Below are 18,732 nucleotides of genomic sequence, written 5' to 3' on the forward strand. Positions count from 1 at the left end.
TCGTAAAGACCGTGCGCCACACCGTCTTTTACGAAATCAGGTTTCGGTTGAAACCGGCTGTCCGTCCGGAAAAGCGCGGATGGAATCATGGCCGATACGGCGGCGCCCAGGCCCTGTAGCCCAGCCTCTCCACGCAGGACGGTATCATGGGGCGATGGACACGGTCGCCCCAGTCGCCCATCGGCGCAGGGCCCCTCGGTCTGGCGGATATGACGCCGGCGCGTGCCGGATCGGCCCCGGGCGCGCGGCCGCATTATGCCGGGACAGTTAAAATTTGTGTGATAATGATCGAAACGATGTGGGTGGCCACCGCAATCCGCATTCCCCGGCGTCGCCGGACATGCCCAGGCGGAGCCGATCGATCCGGTGTCAAAAGATCGGTCTGAATCATGAAAGATTGGTAAAAACCAACTGATTGCCGGCAGGGCAGGGGGCGTTCCCGGGCGGGTGGGCCAATCTTTCCGGGGTGGCCGGAAGGCCCTGCCGCGGCGTCCGGGGGCAGGGTTGCCACGAAAGTGATTTCTGCTTTAGGTCAGGCGAAGAAAGCGGACAAAAACGCGTGACAGCAATCCGCGCTGCAGTTCCCCCTTCGTTTCCCCCGACCCGCAGGTGACGGTGTCCGCCAAGACGCTGGCCCCCGCGGGTGCCCCCGGAGCCCGTGATGGTATGACGACGCCTCCCCCCGATCCGTCCCGCAGGATTTTCATGCAGGGATTGGCCGGAGCCGCAGCACTCGGCTCCGCTGCGGTGCCGGTCGGCGCCGCGCGTTCGGCCGATGCGCCGCCCTATGTCCCGACGTTCTTCACCGCCGCGGAATGGACGTTTCTGCACGCCGCCTGCGACCGGCTGATCCCCGAGGACGCGGTCGGACCAGGCGCCCTTGCCCTGGGGGTGCCCGAGTTCATCGACCGGCAGATGGATACGCCGTACGCTTTCGGAAAATTGTGGTACATGCAGGCTCCGTTCGTTTCAGGTCCGGCCAATCTCGGCTACCAGCTGCCCTATGCCCCGCGTGACATCTACCGCAAGGGCATCGCCGGGGCCGAAGCCTTCGTGCAGGCGAAATACGGCAAATCCTTCGCCGACCTCGATGCCGCCACCCGCGACGACATCCTGCGCGGGTTCGAGACGGGCGATACGCGCTTCGGCGACCTGCCGGCGCGGACCTTCTTCGCCCAGTTGCTGAACAACACGATGGAGGGCGCCTTCTCCGACCCGGTGCATGGCGGCAACAAGGGGCTTGGCGGCTGGACGATGATCAATTTCCCCGGTGCCCGCGCCGATTTCATGGATTGGGTGGACCAGTACGGCCCGCGCTACCCGCTCGGCTCGGTCTCGATTTCCGGGGAAACCGCCTGACATGGCCAGCATCAGGATGAAGCAGGTCGACGCCGTGGTGGTCGGCGGCGGCTGGGCCGGATCGATCATGGCCAAGGAATTGACCGAGGCCGGGCTGGGCGTCGTCATGCTGGAACGCGGCGCCGACCGCAGCACCGCCAGCGACGGCGCCTATCCCGGGTCGCTCGACGAACTGCAGGCCAATTTCCGGCACAAGATCTTCCAGAACCTGTCCAGGACCTCGGTCACCATCCGCAACACGCCCGACCAGACGGCGCTGCCCTATCGCCAGATGTCGGCCTTCCTGCCGGGCGAGGGCGTGGGCGGCGCGGGCCTGCACTGGTCCGGGGTGCATTTCCGCATGCCGCCCGACGATCTGGTCCTGCGCAGCAAGGTCGTCGAGAAATACGGCGAGAAATTCATCCCCGAAGGCATGAACCTCCAGGATTACGGCGTCACCTATGACGAGCTGGAGCCGTTCTTCGACAGGGCCGAAAAAGTCTTCGGCACGTCGGGCGAGGCCTACATGGTCGATGGCCGGGTGGTCGGCAAGGGCAATTATTTCGCGCCCTCGCGCTCCGATCATTTTCCCCTGCCGGCGCTCAAGGACGTCTATGGCGCCAACATGTTCCGCAAGGCGGCCGAGGCGGTGGGCTTCCACCCCTATTCCATGCCGGCGGCCAACGCGTCCGCGCAATATACCAACCCCTACGGCGTGCAGATGGGGCCCTGCAATTTCTGTGGCTATTGCAGCGGCTATGCCTGCTACATGTATTCCAAGGCCTCGCCGAACGTGAATATCCTGCCGGCCCTGCGCAGCGATCCGAAATTCGAGCTGCGCGACCGTTCCCACGTCCTGCGTGTCGAACTCGACAGCAGCAAGACCAAGGCCATCGGCGTCACCTACCTGGATCGCGACGGGAATGAGGTCTTCCAGCCCGCCGACCTGGTGATCGTCGCGGCGTTCCAGTTCCACAACGTGCATCTGATGCTGCTCTCGGGCATCGGCAAGCCGTATGACCCGGTGGCGAACGCGGGCGTGGTCGGGCGCAATTTCGTCTACCAGAACGTCACCACCACCACCGCCTGGTTCGACAAGACGGTCTATACCAACCAGTTCATCGGCACCGGCGGCGGTGGTGTCGCCTTCGACGATTTCAACAGCGAGAATTTCGATCACGGTCCCCTGGGCTTCATCGGCGGTTCGCCGGTCTGGGTGAACCAGGCCGGGATCAAGGGCATCGCCGCGGCCAAGCTCGGCGGCCCGCCGGGCACGCCCCATTGGGGGTCGGCCTGGAAGAAGGCCATGGTCGATACCTACCAGCATTCCGTCCGCATGGACGCGCACGGCACGAACATGGCCTATCGCGACGTCTATCTGGACCTCGATCCGACCTGGAAGGACGCGTACGGCATGCCGCTGCTGCGCATGACCTTCGACTGGAAGGATAACGACATCCGCATGAACCGCTATGTCGTCAGCCAGATCGCCAAGGTCACCCGGGCGATGGGCGCGCGCGACGTGCATCTGGGCCAGCGCCAGCCGGGCGAGCGGTTCGATACGCGCTATTACCAGACCACCCACCTCGCCGGCGGCGCGGTGATGGGCGAGGATCCGAAGACCAGCGCGCTCAACCGCTATCTGCAAAGCTGGGACGTCTCGAACGTGTTCGTCATCGGCGCGAACGCCTTCCCGCAGGGGACGGGCTACAACCCGACCGGCATGGTCGCGGCCCTGGCCTATTGGTCGGCCCATCATATCCGCTCGACCTACCTGAAAAACCCCGGCCCGCTGGTGCAGATGTGATGCGCTCTCGCAAATGGGCGGCGCTCGCTGCCCTGCTCGGCACGCTCGGCCTGTCGCCGGCTCTCCTCCCGGCCGCCCACGCCGCCGAATTTCAGGGCACCGAACGCCAGGGCACCGAACCGGGCGCCGATCCGGCCCTGGTGGCGCAGGGCGAATATGTCGCCCGTGCTTCGGATTGCGTGGCCTGCCATACCGCGCCGGGCGGCAGGCCGTTCGCCGGCGGCCTGTCCTTCGCCCTGCCGTTCGGCACGATCTATGCCCCGAACATAACCCCCGACCCCGGGAACGGCATAGGCAGCTATACCGAAGCCGAATTCGCCCGCGCGGTGCGCGAGGGCGTGCGGCGCGACGGCGCGTCGCTTTATCCGGCGATGCCCTTCCCGTCCTATGCCCGCATGACGGATGCGGATATCCACGCGCTGTACATCTATTTCATGCATGGCGTGGCGCCGGTGGCCAACCATGTGCGGCCCAACGACGTCATGTGGCCGCTCTCGATGCGCTGGCCTCTGATCCTCTGGCGCGCCGCCTTCGCGCCGTCGGTCAAGGCCGCCCAGGCGGCCTCGGCACGTCCCTTCGCCGACCCGCAGACGGCGCGCGGCGCCTACCTGGTCGAAGGCCCCGGCCATTGCGGCGCCTGCCATTCGCCCCGCGCGATGACGATGCAGGAATCCGCCCTGACCGCCGCGGACGGCACGCGTTTCCTCGCGGGCGGCGGCGCCGTCGACGGCTGGATTCCCGTCAGCCTGCGCGGGGAAAACCGTACCGGGCTCGGCCGCTGGTCCGAAGAGGACATCGTGGCCTTCCTCAAGACCGGGCGCATCCTGAACGGCTCGGCCTTCGGCGGCATGACCGACGCGGTGGGACACGGCACCCAGTATCTGACCGACGCCGATCTGCACGCGATCGCCCATTTCCTCAAGAGCCTGCCTGCCGGCGACACGGCGCAGCGGCCCTGGATCTATGACGCGACACTGGCCGGCGCGCTGCATTCCGGCGATGTGTCGGTCCAGGGCGCGCGCGTCTATGTCGATCGTTGCGCGGCCTGCCATCGCACGGACGGGCACGGCTATCCCACCGTCTTCCCGCCGCTGGCCGGCAATCCCGTGGTCATGGACAAGTCGCCGGACTCGCTGATCCATATCGTGCTGACCGGCGATACGGTGCGCGCAACCCGCAACGCGCCCTCCGCCTTCGTCATGCCGGGCTTCGCGGCGCGCCTGTCCGATCAGAAAATCGCCGATGTCGTCAGCTTCATCCGCAAGGCGTGGGGCAATGACGCGCCTCCGGCGCGCGCCGAGGACGTCGCGCGAATCCGCAAGGCCCTGGCCGGTAGCGAAGCGGGGGTGGCCAGCCTGCCGCTGAACTGATCGCCCGGCGCGTGCTCCTTTGCCGGAGGCACGCGCCGCTCCAGCAGAGGCAATCGGAAATCATCATGAAAAGAAAGAATTTTTCAATATCGTTTCTTTTTCGAACCGAATCGGTTCCGCTATAGAAACGAATGGACGGCGCGGTGCCCCCCTTCGTCTCTCCAGGAGTGTAGACAGAATGAATGCCCCGACCCGGACAGGCTTCGACCTGGCCGAAACCAGTCCGGCCGTACCCGATAGGGCCGACCCGCCGTCCAGCCTGCGCCGCCGCACGCTGATGATGGCATCGGCGGCGGCCGGCGCCTCCGCCCTGGCCGCCGACATGCTGGCGCCGCGCCCTGCCGCGGCGTGGGCCCTGACGGCCGACGAATCCCGCTTCCTGGCCGTGTCGCAGGCGGTCACCGGGCATGGCGACCTCAATCCCGATATCGCGGCGCGGCTTTTCGCGGCGATGGTCCGCACCTTCCCCGGCTATGGCGCGCAGGTCGAGGCCCTGGCGCGCATCGCCCGGCCCGGCGGCACGCCCGAGGAAATCCTCTCCCGTGCCGAAGAGGCCAATCTGCGCCAGGCGATGCTCGGCCTGGTCGCGGCTTGGTATACCGGCTCGGTGCAGGACAAGACCAACGCCCCGATGGTCGCCTATTACGACGCGCTGATGTACCAGCCCACGCGCGATGCCCTGCCGGTGCCGACCTATTGCTTCGGCAAGCCCGGCTGGTGGACCGAAACGCCGCCGCCGCTGGGTGTGCCGGCCGTCTCGACCGTCGCGGTGCCGCCCCCCGCGCCGCCGCCGGCGGCCGTGGAGTCCAAGGCGCCCCCGCAATCCGCAATCCTTCCGACCAAATAAGCGGCCTTCGAATACGGCCCCCCAATAGACGGCCCCAATAGACGGCCAAGGAGCATAAGCCGTGGTGCAACCTGTCTTTTCCAGCTCCGGTGACGTGACCGCCGACGTGGTGGTGGTCGGTTCCGGCGTCGTCGGCGCATTGATCGCCCACCAGATGGCCGCCGCCGGCCGTTCCGTGGTGGTGCTCGAAGCCGGACTGCGCCTGAAACGGTCGGACATCGTCGAAAACTGGCGGAACATGTCGTTCCATAACCGGGTCAATTCCGATTTCCAGGGCTTGTATCCGCAGGCGCCGCTCGCCCCGGCGCCGCTCTATTTTCCCGCCAATGATTATGTCGGCCTGTTCGGCCCGGACGGCTCGGCGTTCAGGCAGGGCTATCTGCGCACGGTCGGCGGCACGACGTGGCATTGGGCAGCGTCCTGCTGGCGGCATTTGCCCATCGATTTCCGCATGAAATCGACCTATGGCGTCGGTCGCGACTGGGCGATTTCGTACGAGGACCTGGAACCCTATTACTGTCGCGCCGAAGAGGCGATGGGTGTCTCCGGCCCGCACGATCCCGACCTGCAATCGCCCAGCCAGCGCAGCCGCCCCTATCCGCGTGACATGATCCCCTTCGGCTATGGCGACCGCCGGGTGGCCGAACTGGTCAACCCGCACGGCTTCAAGCTGGTGCCGATCCCGCAGGGGCGCAGCGTCCAGCCCTTCGGCGACCGTCCCTCATGCTGCGGCAACAACAACTGCCAGCCGATCTGCCCGATCGGCGCGATGTATAACGGCATCCAGCACGTGCAGAAGGCCGAGGACGCGGGCGCGGTGGTGCTGGATCAGGCGGTGGCCTATCGCATCGACACCGACGAGACCAACCGTGTGACGGCGATCCACTGGTATGACGCGCAGCGCCGCTCGCACAAGGCCAGCGGCCGTACCTTCGTGCTGGCCTGCAACGGGATCGAAACGCCGCGCCTGCTGCTGCTGGCGGCGAACGAACGCAATCCGGCGGGCATCGCCAATTCGTCCGACCAGGTCGGGCGCAACATGATGGACCATTCGGGCGTGCATGCGACCTTCCTGGCCAGCGAACCGCTCTGGTTCGGCCGGGGCCCGGCGCAGAGCAGTTGCATCGTCGGCCCGCGCGACGGCGGCTTCCGCAGCACCTATTCCGCCAACAAGATGATCCTGAACAATATCAGCCGCGTCGGGCCCGCGACCGAACAGGCGCTGGCGCTGGGCCTGGTCGGGCAGGCGCTGGATGACGAAATCCGGCGCCGCGCGGCCTGCGGCGTGGACCTGTCGGTCAGCCTGGAGCCGCTGCCCGATCCCGGCAACCGGCTGACGCTCAGCAAGACGCGGCGCGACCCGCTGGGCCTGCCCTGTCCCGACATCCATTACGATGTCGGCGAGTATGTCCGCAAAGGCGCCGTCGCGGCGGCGGAGCAGATCCGCCAGGTGGCCGGCCTGCTGGGCGGTACCGAATTGCGCATCACCACATCGTTCAACGCCAACAATCACATCATGGGCGGCGTGATCATGGGCAACGACCCCAAGGATTCCGTGGTGGATGGCGATTGCCGTGCCCACGACCATCCGAATCTGTGGCTGCCCGGCGGCGGCGCCATGGCCTCGGCCAGCGTGGTCAACACCACGCTCAGCATGGCGGCGCTGGGGCTGAAGGCCGCCGATTCCATCCAGGCCGATTTCCAGGGGGGCCGGGCATGATCCGCAGGATTGCCCGAATCGCCGTCGGCGCTGCCGTCACCGGTGCCGCCGCCGTCGCCCTCTGGACCGGCCCCGCCGCCGCCCAGGACGGCGGAGCCGACGCCGCGCTGGTCGCGCGTGGGCGCTATCTGGCCGTCGCGGCCGATTGCGCCGCCTGCCACACTGCGCCGCATGGCGGCAAGCCGTTCGCCGGCGGCTATGGCATCGCCTCGCCGCTGGGCAGCATCTATTCCTCGAACATCACGCCGTCCAAGGTCGCGGGCATCGGCAATTATTCCGAATCCCAGTTCGCGGCCGCGGTGCGCGACGGAATTCGCGGCGACGGGGCGCATCTCTACCCCGCGATGCCCTATACGTCTTATGCCCGGCTGACGGACGCGGACATCCATGCGCTCTACGCCTATTTCACGCAGGCGGTGCGGCCGGTGGACACCGCGCCGCCGGCAACCAGGCTGCCGTTCCCGTTCAATATCCGCGCCTCCATGATGGTCTGGAACGCGCTCTTCCTGGACGGCACGCGCTTCACGCCCGATCCGGCCAGATCCGCCCAGGTCAATCGGGGCGCCTACCTGGCCATCGCGCTGGGCCATTGCGACACCTGCCACACGCCGCGCAACGCCATGATGGCGGAAATCGGCGGCAAACAGCTCGGCGGCGCCACGCTCGGCACATGGATCGCGCCGAATATCACCCCCGATCCCGTCAGCGGCATCGGCGACTGGAGCAGCGACGACCTGTTCCGCTACCTCAAGACCGGCGACGTCCCCGGCAAGGCCCAGGCCGCCGGCCCGATGGCCGAGGCGATCGAACATAGTTTCCAATATCTCAGCGACGATGATTTGCGGGCGATCGTCGCCTATGTCCGCCAGGTGCCCGCCCTCCGGAACGCCGCCGAAACCCGGCCGCGCGACGCCTATGGCGCGATCTCGAACGGCGAGGCCCTCCAGCGCGGCGTCGCCCCGGCGTCGCTGAGCAATGGCGCGCGGATCTTCACTGGCGATTGCGCGGCCTGTCACCGCCCCACCGGCACGGGCAGCCAGGACGGGTACTATCCGCAATTGTTCCATAATTCCGCAACGGGCGCCGCGACCCCCGACAATCTGGTCGCCGCCATCCTCCAGGGCGTCGACCGTACGGTGGGCGGCCAGCATGTCTTCATGCCGGGCTTCGCGCACGGGTCCTATGTCGACGAACTGTCCGACCAGGACGTCGCCGACGTCGGCAATTACGTGCTGTCGCAGTTCGGCAACCAGGCGGTCCACATCACGGCCTCCGACGTGGCCACCCTTCGCGCGGGCGGCCCCAGGCCGTTGCTGGCACGGGTGGGCGGCTATATCGTGCCCGCGATCGTGGCCCTGGCGGTCATTATTTTGACCGTCATCATCATCATGGTCCGGGCCGGCCGGCGCATCCGCCGCCCGGCCTGACGGGCGCGCGGCGACAGGAACGGGGGAGGCAGCGTGAAACGCCGATCCATTTTAGGAGGTGCCATTCCCCTGGCCCTGGCGGCGGCCGGGCGTGCCGCCCGCGCCGCGCCGCCGGCCGGCCTGGCCACCAATACCGATCACGGATTCAATTCCGCCGGCACGTTCGACATCGTGGCCCGGTTCGCCGATCCCGGCCCGTCCGGCATCGCGATCACCCCCGATGGCCGGATGTTCGTCGGCTTTCCCCGCCACGCGGTCGACCACAAGGGCGCGACCCTGGCCGAACTGAGGGATGGCGGGCTGGTGCCCTATCCCAGCGTCGCGCTCAGCCTGCCGTCCGACCGCGCGCCGGCCGACCGGCTGGTCTCGGTCCATGGCATGACGACCGACACGCGCGGCCGCCTGTGGATGATCGATGACGGCAAGCTGGCCGGCCAGCCCCTGCGCCCCGGCGCCGCGAAGATCGTGGGGATCGATCCCGCCACCGACCGCGTCATCGCCAGCATCGTCCTGACGCCGCCGACCCTACTGCCCGACAGCCATATGAACGACCTGCGCGTCGACCTGACCCATGGCGCACAGGGCACGGCCTATGTCACCGACTCGTCCTTCGGCACGCATCCGGCACTGGTGGTGGTCGATATCGCCACCGGCCGCCAGCGCCGCGTCCTGGCCCACCACCCATCGACACAGACCGAACCCCGCTTCATGGCCGTGGTCGAAGGCCGTCCCCTGGTCTTCAACCCCAGCCACCAGACCTTCGTCTCGGGCGGGGTCGACGGCATCACCCTCAGTCCCGACAGCGCGACCTTATATTATTGTCCGCTGACCAGCCGGCGGCTTTACAGCCTGCCCACGGCGCTGCTGTCCGATTTCGCGCGCGGCGACGCCGAACTCGCCGCCGCCGTGACCGACCTGGGGGAAAAGGGCGTGGCCGACGGGCTGGCGACCGATCCCCAAGGGCGTATCTACACCACCAATTTCGAACATGATGCGATTTTCCGCCGCAATCTCGACGGCAGTTTCGACACGATCCTGCGCGATCCGCGCGTGCTCTCGCCGGACGGGATCTGCGTTCATGACGGCCATGTCTATTGCACGCTGGGCCAGTGGAACCGTCTGGCCGGCTTCAATGGCGGGCACGATCTGCGCGTGCCGCCCTATCTGCTGATCCGCTGCCCCACCGACCCGCCGGCCCCGCTCTCCAGCCTGCCGGCCTGATTTCCGCCCGGTTCTTTTTCCCGGGTTTTTCCCAGGGGTTTTTGCCAAGGGGTTTTCTCTCCGGGGGATGTACGGCAGAAAATCCGATCATGATGGATCTCGTGTCGAACATGCTCATGCCGCTGGTGCGTCGCCTGGACCCCGAGGACGCGCACGCTCTCGCCCTGAACGCGCTGATGCTGGGCTTCGGCGGCGGCGGCTTCTCGGGCCGGGACGACCCGGCCCTCTCCGTGCGGACCATGGGGCTGCGCTTTCCCAATCCGATCGGCATCGCCGCCGGGTTCGACAAGAACGCGCAGGTGCTGCGCCCGCTGGCCCGGATCGGTTTCGGCTTCGTCGAGGCCGGCACCGTGACGCCCCGGCCGCAGCCGGGCAATCCCCGCCCGCGCCTGTTCCGCCTGGCCGAAGACCGGGCGATCATCAACCGGATGGGCTTCAACAACCAAGGCATCGACCGTTTCGCGGTGCGCCTCGCGCGCCTGCAGCGCGTCTCGTCCTCGGGCCGGCCCGTCATCCGGGTGCCGGTCGGCGCCAATCTGGGCATCAACAAGACCGGCGCGGATCCCGAGCAAGACTATCCCCGCCTGGTCGGCCGGGTGAAGCATTATGCCGACTACATCGTGCTCAACCTGTCCTCGCCCAACACGCCCGGCCTGCGCGACCTGCAGCAGACGTCGCGCCTGGCCGGCCTGCTCCAGGCGATCGGCGCGGCGCATCCCGACCGCCCGCCGTTGCTGGTCAAGCTGTCCCCGGACCTCGCCCGCGACGATATCGGTCCGATCGTGGAAACGGCGATCGCGGGCGGCGTCCAGGGGCTGATCGTCAGCAACACCACCATCTCGCGCCCCGGCGGGCTCGCCAGCGCCCATGCCGGCGAGGCCGGCGGCCTGTCGGGCCGGCCGCTGCGTCCGCTGGCCGATGAAATTTTCCGGCAGGTCGCCCAGATCGCGGCGGGGCGCCTGGCGCTGGTCGCGTGCGGCGGCATCGAAACGGGCGCCGACATTCTCGACCGCGTCCGTGCGGGGGCCGATTTGGTGCAGCTCTACAGCGCCTTCGCCTATGACGGCCCCGGCATCGTACCCCGGCTGAAGCGCGAATTGCTGCGCGCACTGCATGCCGAAGGATTCGAAACCCTTGCCGACGCGAAAGGTATGGCATGATGCTGGGTCTGGAGAGTTTCGCCCCACTGGCGACGCGTTATGACGGGTTCATCGTCGATCTCTGGGGCGTCGTTCATGACGGCATTCGCCCCTATCCCGGCGCCAGGGACTGCCTGGCGCGCCTGCGCGACCAGGGGGGACGGGTCGTGCTGCTCTCCAACGCCCCGCGCCGGGTCGACGTGGTCCGCGACCAGTTGGCCCGGATGGGCGTGACCCCGGACCTGTATCACGGCATCATGACCAGCGGCGAATATACCAGAAGCCTGATGGCCGCCTGGACCGATCCCTGGTTCGCCGGACTGGGCCGCCGCATGCTGCATCTGGGCGCGCCCAAGGATCATAACCTGTTCGAAGGGCTGGACCTGGTCCAGGTCGACGATCCCGAGGACGCCGATTTCATCCTGAATACCGGCCCCGACCAGGATCGGGGCGAGGGCGCGCATGAACCCTATCTGCCCCTGCTGGCCCGTTGTGCCGCGCGCAAGCTGAAGATGATCTGCGCCAATCCGGACATGGAGGTCATGCGCGGCGGGCAGCGCCTGATCTGCGCCGGCCTGCTGGCCAGCCTGTACGCGCAGCAGGACTGCCCGGTCCGCTGGATCGGCAAGCCTTACCCCGAGGTCTATGGGCCGGTGATGGACATGCTGGACATGCCGCGCGCGCGGGTGCTGGCGGTCGGCGACGCGCTGGCCACCGACATGCGCGGCGCGCGCCAGGCCGGCATCGATGGCTGCTGGGTCCTGGGCGGTATCCACCAGGAAATGATCGGCAACGACCTGGCCCTCGCCAGGGCCGAGGCCGCAGCCGCCGGCCTCTCCCCCGTCGCAACGGTCCCCTCCTTCCGCTGGGAGGCCGGGAACGGCGCCTGAAGCACTCGGCAAAACCGCGCAGAACGTGCCGCCAGGGTTTTACCCGGCTTTTCCTCTCAGAGACTGTGCGGCAACGCGGGCTGGCGAGCGAGAGCGGAACGCAGTGGAGCGCCCGGCGTGGGTTTGCGAGCACCGGAGCGGAGCAGCCTTGTGGGCCGTGGGCGCTGGAGCGCAGCAAAACCGCGCAGAACGTGCCGCCAGGGTTTACCCGGCTTTTCCTCTCAGAGACTGTGCGGAAACGCGGGCTGGCGCGCGAGAGCGGAACGCAGCGGAGCGCCCGGCGTGTGTTTCCGAGCATCGGAGCGGAGCGGCCTTGTGGGCCGTGGGCACTGGAGCGCAGCAAAACCGCGCAGAACGTGTCGCCAGGGTTTACCCGGCTTTTCCTCTCAGAGACTGTGCGGAAACGCGGGCTGGCGAGCGAGAGCGGAACGCAGTGGAGCGCCCGGCGTGTGTTTCCGAGCATCGGAGCGGAGCGGCCTTGTGGGCCGTGGGCACTGGAGCGCAGCAAAACCGCGCAGAACGTGCCGCCAGGGTTTTACCCGGCTTTTCCTCTCGGAGACTGTGCGGAAACGCGGGCTGGCGAGCGAGAGCGGAACGCAGTGGAGCGCCCGGCGTGTGTTTCCGAGCATCGGAGCGGAGCGGCCTTGTGGGCCGTGAGCACCGAAGCGCAGGAAACGCGCGTCGGATCGCCGCCAGCCCGCGTTTCCGCGCAGTCTCTCAGGCGTGGCCGGTGGCGGCGGTTAGCTGCATCGGATCCAGATTGATCGCGGCCAGCGCCTGGCGCCATTTCAGGCTGTGGCCGCCGCCGAACAGGATGGCGTCGCTGGCCGGTGCGGGCAACCAGGCATTGCGGTGGATGATCTCGTCTTCCAACTGATCGTCCTGCCAGCTCGCATGGCCCAGGGCCAGCAGCGCCCGGCGCGGTCCGGCGCCGTCGGCGATGTCCTTCAGCACATCCTGGCTGGCGGTCAGGGTCGTCCCGTCATCGACCGGCAGGCTACCCGCGCCCGTCCAGTCCGATGAATGCAGGACGAAGCCGCGCGCCTCATCCACCGGCCCCCCGGCACACAGATCGATCCGCCGGCGCGGCGGCACCGGGTCGATACCCAATTGCGCCAGCACGTCATCCAGGCCCGGCTGCGACAGGCGACGATTGACCACCAGCCCCATCGCGCCCCGCCCCGGCGAATGCGCGCACAGAAAGATCACGCTGCGGGCGAACGGACCCTCGGCCAGGGCCGGGCTCGCCACCAGCAGCGATCCGGCCAGCGATGGACTGGCCTCGGACGGGACGGCTGTGCATGACGCGGCTGTCTCGGCGGCCGATCTCGGCGGGAATGGGAACATTTGTTCTTAGTAAAGACAGAACCATCGCCCATTGCAACCGTCACGTGCCGATTTGCCGCCTCGCCTGGAATGGCGCTTAATGCGTGCGAAGCCTTATGGGCGCGACGGGACATGCGACAGGACAAGGAGATCATCGCGATGACGAAGACGGTTTTGGTGACGGGTGCGACGGCGGGCTTCGGCAAGGCGATCGCCGAACGCCTGGTGCGTGACGGCTACCGCGTCATCGCGACCGGACGGCGCAAGGAACGGCTGGACGCGCTGGCCGAAACCCTCGGGCCGGCCCTGCTGCCTTTCGTGCTGGACATGAACGACGTCGAATCCCTGCGCGCGCTGCCCGGCAGCCTGCCGGCGGACTGGCGACAGGTCGATATCCTCGTCAACAACGCGGGTCTGGCCCTCGGGCTGGACAAGGCGCAGGATGCCGCGATCGCCGACTGGCAACAGATGATCGCCACCAACGTGACCGGCCTGGTCGAGATCACCCGCGCGCTGCTGCCCGGCATGGTCGCGCGCAACCACGGCCACGTCATCTCGATCGGCAGCACCGCCGGCATCTATCCCTATCTCGGCGCGAACGTTTACGGCGCCTCCAAGGCGTTCGTGTCGCAATTCATGCGCAACCTGCGCTGCGACCTGCTGGGCACGCGGGTGCGCGCGACCAATCTCGAACCCGGCCTGTGCGGCGGCAGCGAATTCAGCAACGTGCGCCTGGGCGACGACGCCAAGGCCGCCGCGGTCTATCAGGACACGCACCCGATCCAGCCCGAGGACATCGCCGAAACCGTCGCCTGGGTCGCCGGCCTGCCGGCCCATGTGAACATCAACCGGATCGAGATGATGCCCACATGCCAGGCTTCGGCCGGGCTTGCCGTGTTCCGGGGACTGGAGGACTAGGCGGCCATGGCGCACCCGGTCAGCCTGGACGCGCTGCTGAAACAGTGCCGGGTCGAGGACGGCGCGCGGTTCGATCCGGCGTCACATCCGACCCGCATCGCCGATCTCGAAGGCATCGGCAAATCGGACGGCAAGCACCTGCTCCGCCGGGGCGTCAAGCGCCTGTCGGAATTGCAGACCCTGCTCTATGCCAACGGCACCTGGTCGCTCCTGCTGGTGTTCCAGGCCATGGATGCCGGCGGCAAGGACGGGATGATCAAGCATGTGATGTCCGGGGTGAACCCCCAGGGCGTCTCCGTCACCTCGTTCAAGCAGCCGGGACCGGTCGAACTGGCGCATGATTATCTGTGGCGCGTCCATATGGCGGCGCCGTCCTGCGGGCGGATCGGCATCTTCAATCGCAGCCATTACGAAGAGGTGCTGGTCACCCGCGTGCATCCCGAATTGCTGGTCCGGCAGAAAATCCCCGCCAGCCTGCGCACCGACGCGATCTGGCAGGAACGGTACCAGGACATCCGGCATTTCGAGCATTATCTGTCGCGCCAGGGCACGGTGGTGCTGAAATTCTTCCTGAACCTGTCGAAAGAGGAACAGCGCAGGCGTTTCCTCCAGCGTATCGACGAGGACCAGAAGCATTGGAAGTTCTCGGCGTCCGACGCGCGCGAACGCACTCATTGGAACGCCTACCAGGCGGCGTATCACGACGCGATCCGCAACACGGCCAGTCCCCATGCGCCTTGGGTGGTGGTGCCCGCCGACCGGAAATGGATGGCCCGGCTGCTGGTCATGGAAACGATCATCCAGGCGCTGGAGGCGCTGAACATGACGATCCCCGAGCCCTCGCAGGACCTGATCGACGACATGGCGGTCGTCCGCAAGGAACTGGTAGCCGAGGCACCGAAGAAAGGTCACGCCGCATGACGCGCGGGGCAGGGGAGAGAGAAAACATGACGATTCGGCGCGCCATCGCCCGTGCGCTGGCCCTGGGCGCTATCCTGGCCTTCGGCGGCGGCGGAGCCGCCCGCGCGCAGCAGGCGATCGGCCCGTCCTGCGACAACGGGCATTTCCTGACCGTGCAGCAGCAATTCGAAGACGGCGCGCAGCGCGGCGACCAGCCGGTCCATGTCTGCGGCCGCGTCGTCGCGGTCTCGCGCGCCCGTCATACCCGCAGCGGCTGGCACGGTTATTTCTACCTGGATGTCGGTTCCGGCGTATCCATCCGCATCGTCTCGGACCTCGACCGCATGAACGCGCCCGCCTGGCCCTGGGTCGCCAGGGGCGACATGGCCGATGTCGTCGGGCGCTATTATTACGACAATCCGCGCAGCCAGGGGATCGACTGGACCCATCACGGAACCGGCCGCAACTGGGCCATGCCGGGCTACGTCACGGTCAACGGCAACCGCTACCAGTAACCGCGTCCAAGCGATCGCCGGATCGGCATCCGCCAGGCGGGGCTTTCATTCCCCGCCTGGCAGCAGGCCCAGTGGCAGTCGGTCCAGTGGCAGTCGGCCCAGCGGGCTTCAGTTCGCGGTTTCGGATTCCCGCTCGCTGCCTTCGTCGCCTTCCGCCGGGGTGTCGGCACTGGATTCGATATATTCGAAATCCAGCGCCCCGTCCTTCAGCGTGATCTTCACCGCGCCACCCTTCACCAGCCGCCCGAACAGCAATTCCTCGGCCAGCGGCTTCTTGATGTGCTCCTGGATCACCCGGCCCAGCGGGCGGGCGCCATACAGCCGGTCATAGCCGCGCTCGGCCAGCCATTCCTTCGCCGCCGACGAGATCTCGATCGTGACGTTGCGGTCGGCCAGTTGCGCCTCCAACTGGAAGACGAATTTCTCGACCACCCGGCCGACGATCTCGGGCGACAGGTTGGCGAACGGAATGATCGCATCCAGCCGGTTGCGGAATTCCGGGGTGAAGATGCGCTTGATCGCCTCCTCATCCTCGCCCGACCGCGTCTCGCGGCCGAAACCGATCGCCTCCTTGCTCAGGTCCGCGGCACCCGCGTTGGTCGTCATGATCAGCACGACATTGCGGAAATCCACGGTCTTGCCGTTATGGTCGGTCAGGCGGCCATGGTCCATGACCTGCAGCAGCACGTTGTACAGGTCCTGGTGCGCCTTCTCGATCTCATCCAGCAGCAGCACGGCATGCGGATGCTGGTCGATCGCGTCGGTCAGCAGCCCGCCCTGGTCGAACCCGACATAGCCCGGCGGCGCGCCGATCAGGCGCGAGATCGAATGCCGCTCCATATATTCCGACATGTCGAAGCGGATCAGCTCGATGCCCAGGGTTTTGGCCAGTTGCTTGGCGACTTCGGTCTTGCCGACGCCGGTGGGGCCCGAGAACAGGTAATTGCCGATCGGCTTTTCCGGATCGCGCAGCCCCGCCCGCGACAGCTTGATCGCCGCCGTCAGCGCCTCGATCGCCCGATCCTGGCCATAGACCATGCCCTTCAGGTCGCGCTCCAGCGTGCGCAGCGTCTCCTTGTCGTCCGACGACACGCTCTTGGGCGGAATCCGCGCGATCTTGGCGACGATGTCCTCGACATCCTTCAGCGTCACCGTCTTGCGCCGCCGGTTTTCCGGCACCAGCATCCGCGACGCGCCGACCTCGTCGATCACGTCGATCGCCTTGTCCGGCAGCTTGCGGTCATGGATGTATTTCGCCGCCAGTTCGACCGCGCCGCGAATGGCCTCCTCGGTATAGCGCACCCTGTGGTGCCGCTCGTAATTGCCCTTCAGCCCGCGCAGGATCTTGACCGCATCCTCCAGCGACGGCTCGGCCACGTCGATTTTCTGGAACCGCCGCACCAGCGCGCGGTCCTTCTCGAAATGCTGGCGATATTCCTTGTACGTCGTGGAGCCGATGCAGCGCAGCGTGCCCGCCGCCAGCGCCGGCTTCAGCAGGTTCGACGCGTCCATCGCCCCGCCCGAGGTCGCGCCCGCGCCGATCACCGTATGGATCTCGTCGATGAACAGGATGCTGCCCGGATTATTGTCCAGCTCGGTCACCACAGCCTTCAGCCGTTCCTCGAAATCGCCGCGATAGCGCGTGCCGGCCAGCAGCGCGCCCATGTCCAGCGAATAGATCGTGGATTTCAGCAGCACCTCGGGCACGTCGCCCTCGACGATCCGCTTGGCCAGCCCCTCGGCAATGGCGGTCTTGCCCACGCCGGGATCGCCCACATAAAGCGGATTGTTCTTGGTGCGGCGGCAGAGGATCTGGATCGTGCGCTCGATCTCGGAATCGCGTCCGATCAGCGGATCGACCTTCCCGTCCTCGGCCTTGCGGTTCAGGTTGGTGCAATAGGCGCTCAGCGCGTCCTGGTTCTTCTGCGCGGCCTTGCCGCGTTCCTCGCGCTCGCCGTCGGGATTGTCCTGCGCGCTGCCCGCCACGGGGCGGCGCGTCGACCGGTCCGGCGCCTTGGCGATGCCGTGCGAGATGAAATTGACCGCATCCAGCCGCGTCATGTCCTGCAGTTGCAGGAAATAGACGGCATGGCTCTCCCGTTCGGCAAACAGGGCGACCAGCACGTTGGATCCCGTGACCTCGTCCCGCCCGGTGGATTGCACATGGATCGCCGCGCGCTGGATCACGCGCTGGAACGCGGCGGTCGGCTTGGGGTCGACGGTCCGGTCCGACGCCAGGCCGGCCAGATCCTTGTCCAGAAATTCGGTCAGATCCGAACGCAGCTTGTCCAGATCGACACCGCAGGCCCGAAATACGGTCACCGCGTCGCTGTCGTCGACCAGCGCCAGCAGCAGGTGCTCCAGCGTCGCATATTCGTGGCGGCGCTCCCCGGCCAGGGTCAGCGCACGATGAAGCGTCTGTTCGAGATTGCGTGACAACATGCCAGGACGCTCCTTTTCCTGAACCGGGGCCGGGCCCGGAGACGGCAATCGGCAGATCAGGACTATATTTGGTATGTTTCCGCCGGAATGCCAGCGGAAAGAAAATTAATTCCCCGCGGGAAACAGGGCCGCCTTCCCGCGCGTTGCGCATTCGGGCCGCCATCCGCACGGCCCGTCTTCACGACCCGTCTTCGGCGCACCCCCCGGGCCGCCGCCCGCCTTTGTGATTCACGAGCGGATTCACGCGGCCGGCAGGCTGCATCCGGCGCTTCCGGGCCGGCATGTCAGTCCTTCTCGATCGTGCATTGCAGCGGATGCTGGTTCTGGCGTGCCAGGTCCATCACCTGCGTCACCTTGGTTTCCGCGACTTCATAGGTAAACACGCCGCACACGCCCACCCCGCGCTTGTGGACATGCAGCATGATGTCCGTCGCCTCCTCGCGCGATTTCTGGAAGAACCGCTCCAGCACATGCACGACGAACTCCATGGGCGTGTAGTCGTCGTTCAGCATCAGGACCTTGTACATCGCCGGCTTGCGCGTCTCGGGCCGGGTGCGGACGACGACGCCGATGGTCGGCGAATCGGGATTGTCGGATTGCCCGTCCGTCCCGCCGCCGCGCCGGGTCGGGCCGTTGCCGCCATGGGCCAGGACGGTCGAGGCCAGGACCGTGGGGGCTGGGACGGTTGGGGCCAGGATGGTCAGGGCCGGGATGATCGGGAAGGATGCTGCTGCCATGGGAGTACCATATTGGATAGGCGTGGCACGTTGAAAGGGGGCGCGTAATCGGAAATTAAGCACATCCCGCCACCCCCTGACGATCAAATCGCGTGACGCGTTCGTGCCCTGAATGTTCCATCGCGGGCCGCCGGG

The 18,732-nt window shown here is 67.1% G+C and carries 15 protein-coding genes; 12 read left to right on the top strand and 3 right to left on the bottom strand.

Going from position 1 to position 18,732, the window contains the following annotated elements; translation table 11 throughout:
• Positions 1-666 precede the first annotated feature (666 nt).
• The 9 genes from AAC691_RS19910 to AAC691_RS19950 all read left to right on the top strand — a co-directional run bounded on the left by AAC691_RS19910 (position 667) and on the right by AAC691_RS19950 (position 11,759).
• Complete coding sequence (locus AAC691_RS19910; RefSeq protein WP_323990314.1) at positions 667-1,359, top strand: gluconate 2-dehydrogenase subunit 3 family protein; 693 nt, start codon at positions 667-669, stop codon at positions 1,357-1,359.
• Between the two features lies 1 nt (position 1,360).
• Positions 1,361-3,145 carry a GMC family oxidoreductase gene (locus tag AAC691_RS19915; protein ID WP_323990316.1) on the top strand — a complete coding sequence of 595 codons (1,785 nt, stop codon included), beginning with the start codon at positions 1,361-1,363 and terminating at the stop codon, positions 3,143-3,145.
• Positions 3,145-4,515: a cytochrome c gene (locus tag AAC691_RS19920; RefSeq protein WP_342628217.1), complete on the top strand. Its 1,371-nt coding sequence runs from the start codon at positions 3,145-3,147 to the stop codon at positions 4,513-4,515. Before AAC691_RS19915 ends, AAC691_RS19920 begins: the two co-directional genes overlap by 1 nt.
• Before the next feature lie 178 nt (positions 4,516-4,693).
• Positions 4,694-5,362 carry a sugar dehydrogenase complex small subunit gene (locus AAC691_RS19925; RefSeq protein ID WP_323990318.1) on the top strand — a complete coding sequence of 223 codons (669 nt, stop codon included), beginning with the start codon at positions 4,694-4,696 and terminating at the stop codon, positions 5,360-5,362.
• Positions 5,363-5,423: 61 nt separating this feature from the next.
• Positions 5,424-7,082, top strand: a complete 1,659-nt coding sequence (locus AAC691_RS19930; protein WP_342628218.1) for a GMC family oxidoreductase — start codon at positions 5,424-5,426, stop codon at positions 7,080-7,082.
• A complete protein-coding gene (locus AAC691_RS19935; RefSeq protein WP_342628219.1) occupies positions 7,079-8,509 on the top strand; it encodes a cytochrome c in 1,431 nt (476 codons plus the stop codon). Before AAC691_RS19930 ends, AAC691_RS19935 begins: the two co-directional genes overlap by 4 nt.
• Before the next feature lie 33 nt (positions 8,510-8,542).
• Entirely contained in the window at positions 8,543-9,730 is a 1,188-nt protein-coding gene (locus AAC691_RS19940) for an L-dopachrome tautomerase-related protein (protein WP_342628220.1), read from the top strand.
• Positions 9,731-9,819: 89 nt separating this feature from the next.
• Positions 9,820-10,890, top strand: a complete 1,071-nt coding sequence (locus AAC691_RS19945; RefSeq protein ID WP_408906025.1) for a quinone-dependent dihydroorotate dehydrogenase — start codon at positions 9,820-9,822, stop codon at positions 10,888-10,890.
• Positions 10,887-11,759, top strand: a complete 873-nt coding sequence (locus tag AAC691_RS19950; protein WP_342628221.1) for a TIGR01459 family HAD-type hydrolase — start codon at positions 10,887-10,889, stop codon at positions 11,757-11,759. The genes AAC691_RS19945 and AAC691_RS19950 overlap by 4 nt, the downstream gene beginning before the upstream one ends.
• Before the next feature lie 717 nt (positions 11,760-12,476).
• On the opposite strand, the gene AAC691_RS19955 is transcribed toward AAC691_RS19950, so the two are convergent.
• A complete protein-coding gene (locus tag AAC691_RS19955) occupies positions 12,477-13,106 on the bottom strand; it encodes a YqgE/AlgH family protein (protein ID WP_408904538.1) in 630 nt (209 codons plus the stop codon).
• A gap of 138 nt (positions 13,107-13,244) precedes the next feature.
• Here AAC691_RS19955 and AAC691_RS19960 point away from each other — a divergent pair, with 138 nt between their 5' ends.
• Genes AAC691_RS19960 through AAC691_RS19970 form a run of 3 tightly spaced genes read left to right on the top strand, consistent with a single transcriptional unit; the run spans position 13,245 to position 15,418 of the window.
• Entirely contained in the window at positions 13,245-14,003 is a 759-nt protein-coding gene (locus AAC691_RS19960; protein ID WP_342628222.1) for an SDR family NAD(P)-dependent oxidoreductase, read from the top strand.
• Positions 14,004-14,009: 6 nt separating this feature from the next.
• The gene (locus tag AAC691_RS19965) at positions 14,010-14,924 is read left to right on the top strand and encodes a polyphosphate kinase 2 family protein (RefSeq protein WP_323990324.1); all 915 of its coding nucleotides are present in this window, start codon (positions 14,010-14,012) and stop codon (positions 14,922-14,924) included.
• Positions 14,925-14,950: 26 nt separating this feature from the next.
• The gene (locus tag AAC691_RS19970; RefSeq protein ID WP_342628223.1) at positions 14,951-15,418 is read left to right on the top strand and encodes a hypothetical protein; all 468 of its coding nucleotides are present in this window, start codon (positions 14,951-14,953) and stop codon (positions 15,416-15,418) included.
• A gap of 108 nt (positions 15,419-15,526) precedes the next feature.
• On the opposite strand, the gene clpA is transcribed toward AAC691_RS19970, so the two are convergent.
• Together clpA and clpS are read right to left on the bottom strand one after the other, a co-directional pair.
• Entirely contained in the window at positions 15,527-17,860 is a 2,334-nt protein-coding gene (clpA, locus tag AAC691_RS19975; protein WP_342628224.1) for an ATP-dependent Clp protease ATP-binding subunit ClpA, read from the bottom strand.
• Positions 17,861-18,144: 284 nt separating this feature from the next.
• Positions 18,145-18,597 (bottom strand): ATP-dependent Clp protease adapter ClpS, encoded by a 453-nt coding sequence (gene clpS, locus AAC691_RS19980; protein ID WP_246285496.1) that lies wholly within the window; start codon positions 18,595-18,597, stop codon positions 18,145-18,147.
• Positions 18,598-18,732 lie beyond the last annotated feature (135 nt).

It is taken from the genome of Nguyenibacter vanlangensis (genome assembly GCF_038719015.1).
Lineage (GTDB): Bacteria > Pseudomonadota > Alphaproteobacteria > Acetobacterales > Acetobacteraceae > Gluconacetobacter > Gluconacetobacter vanlangensis.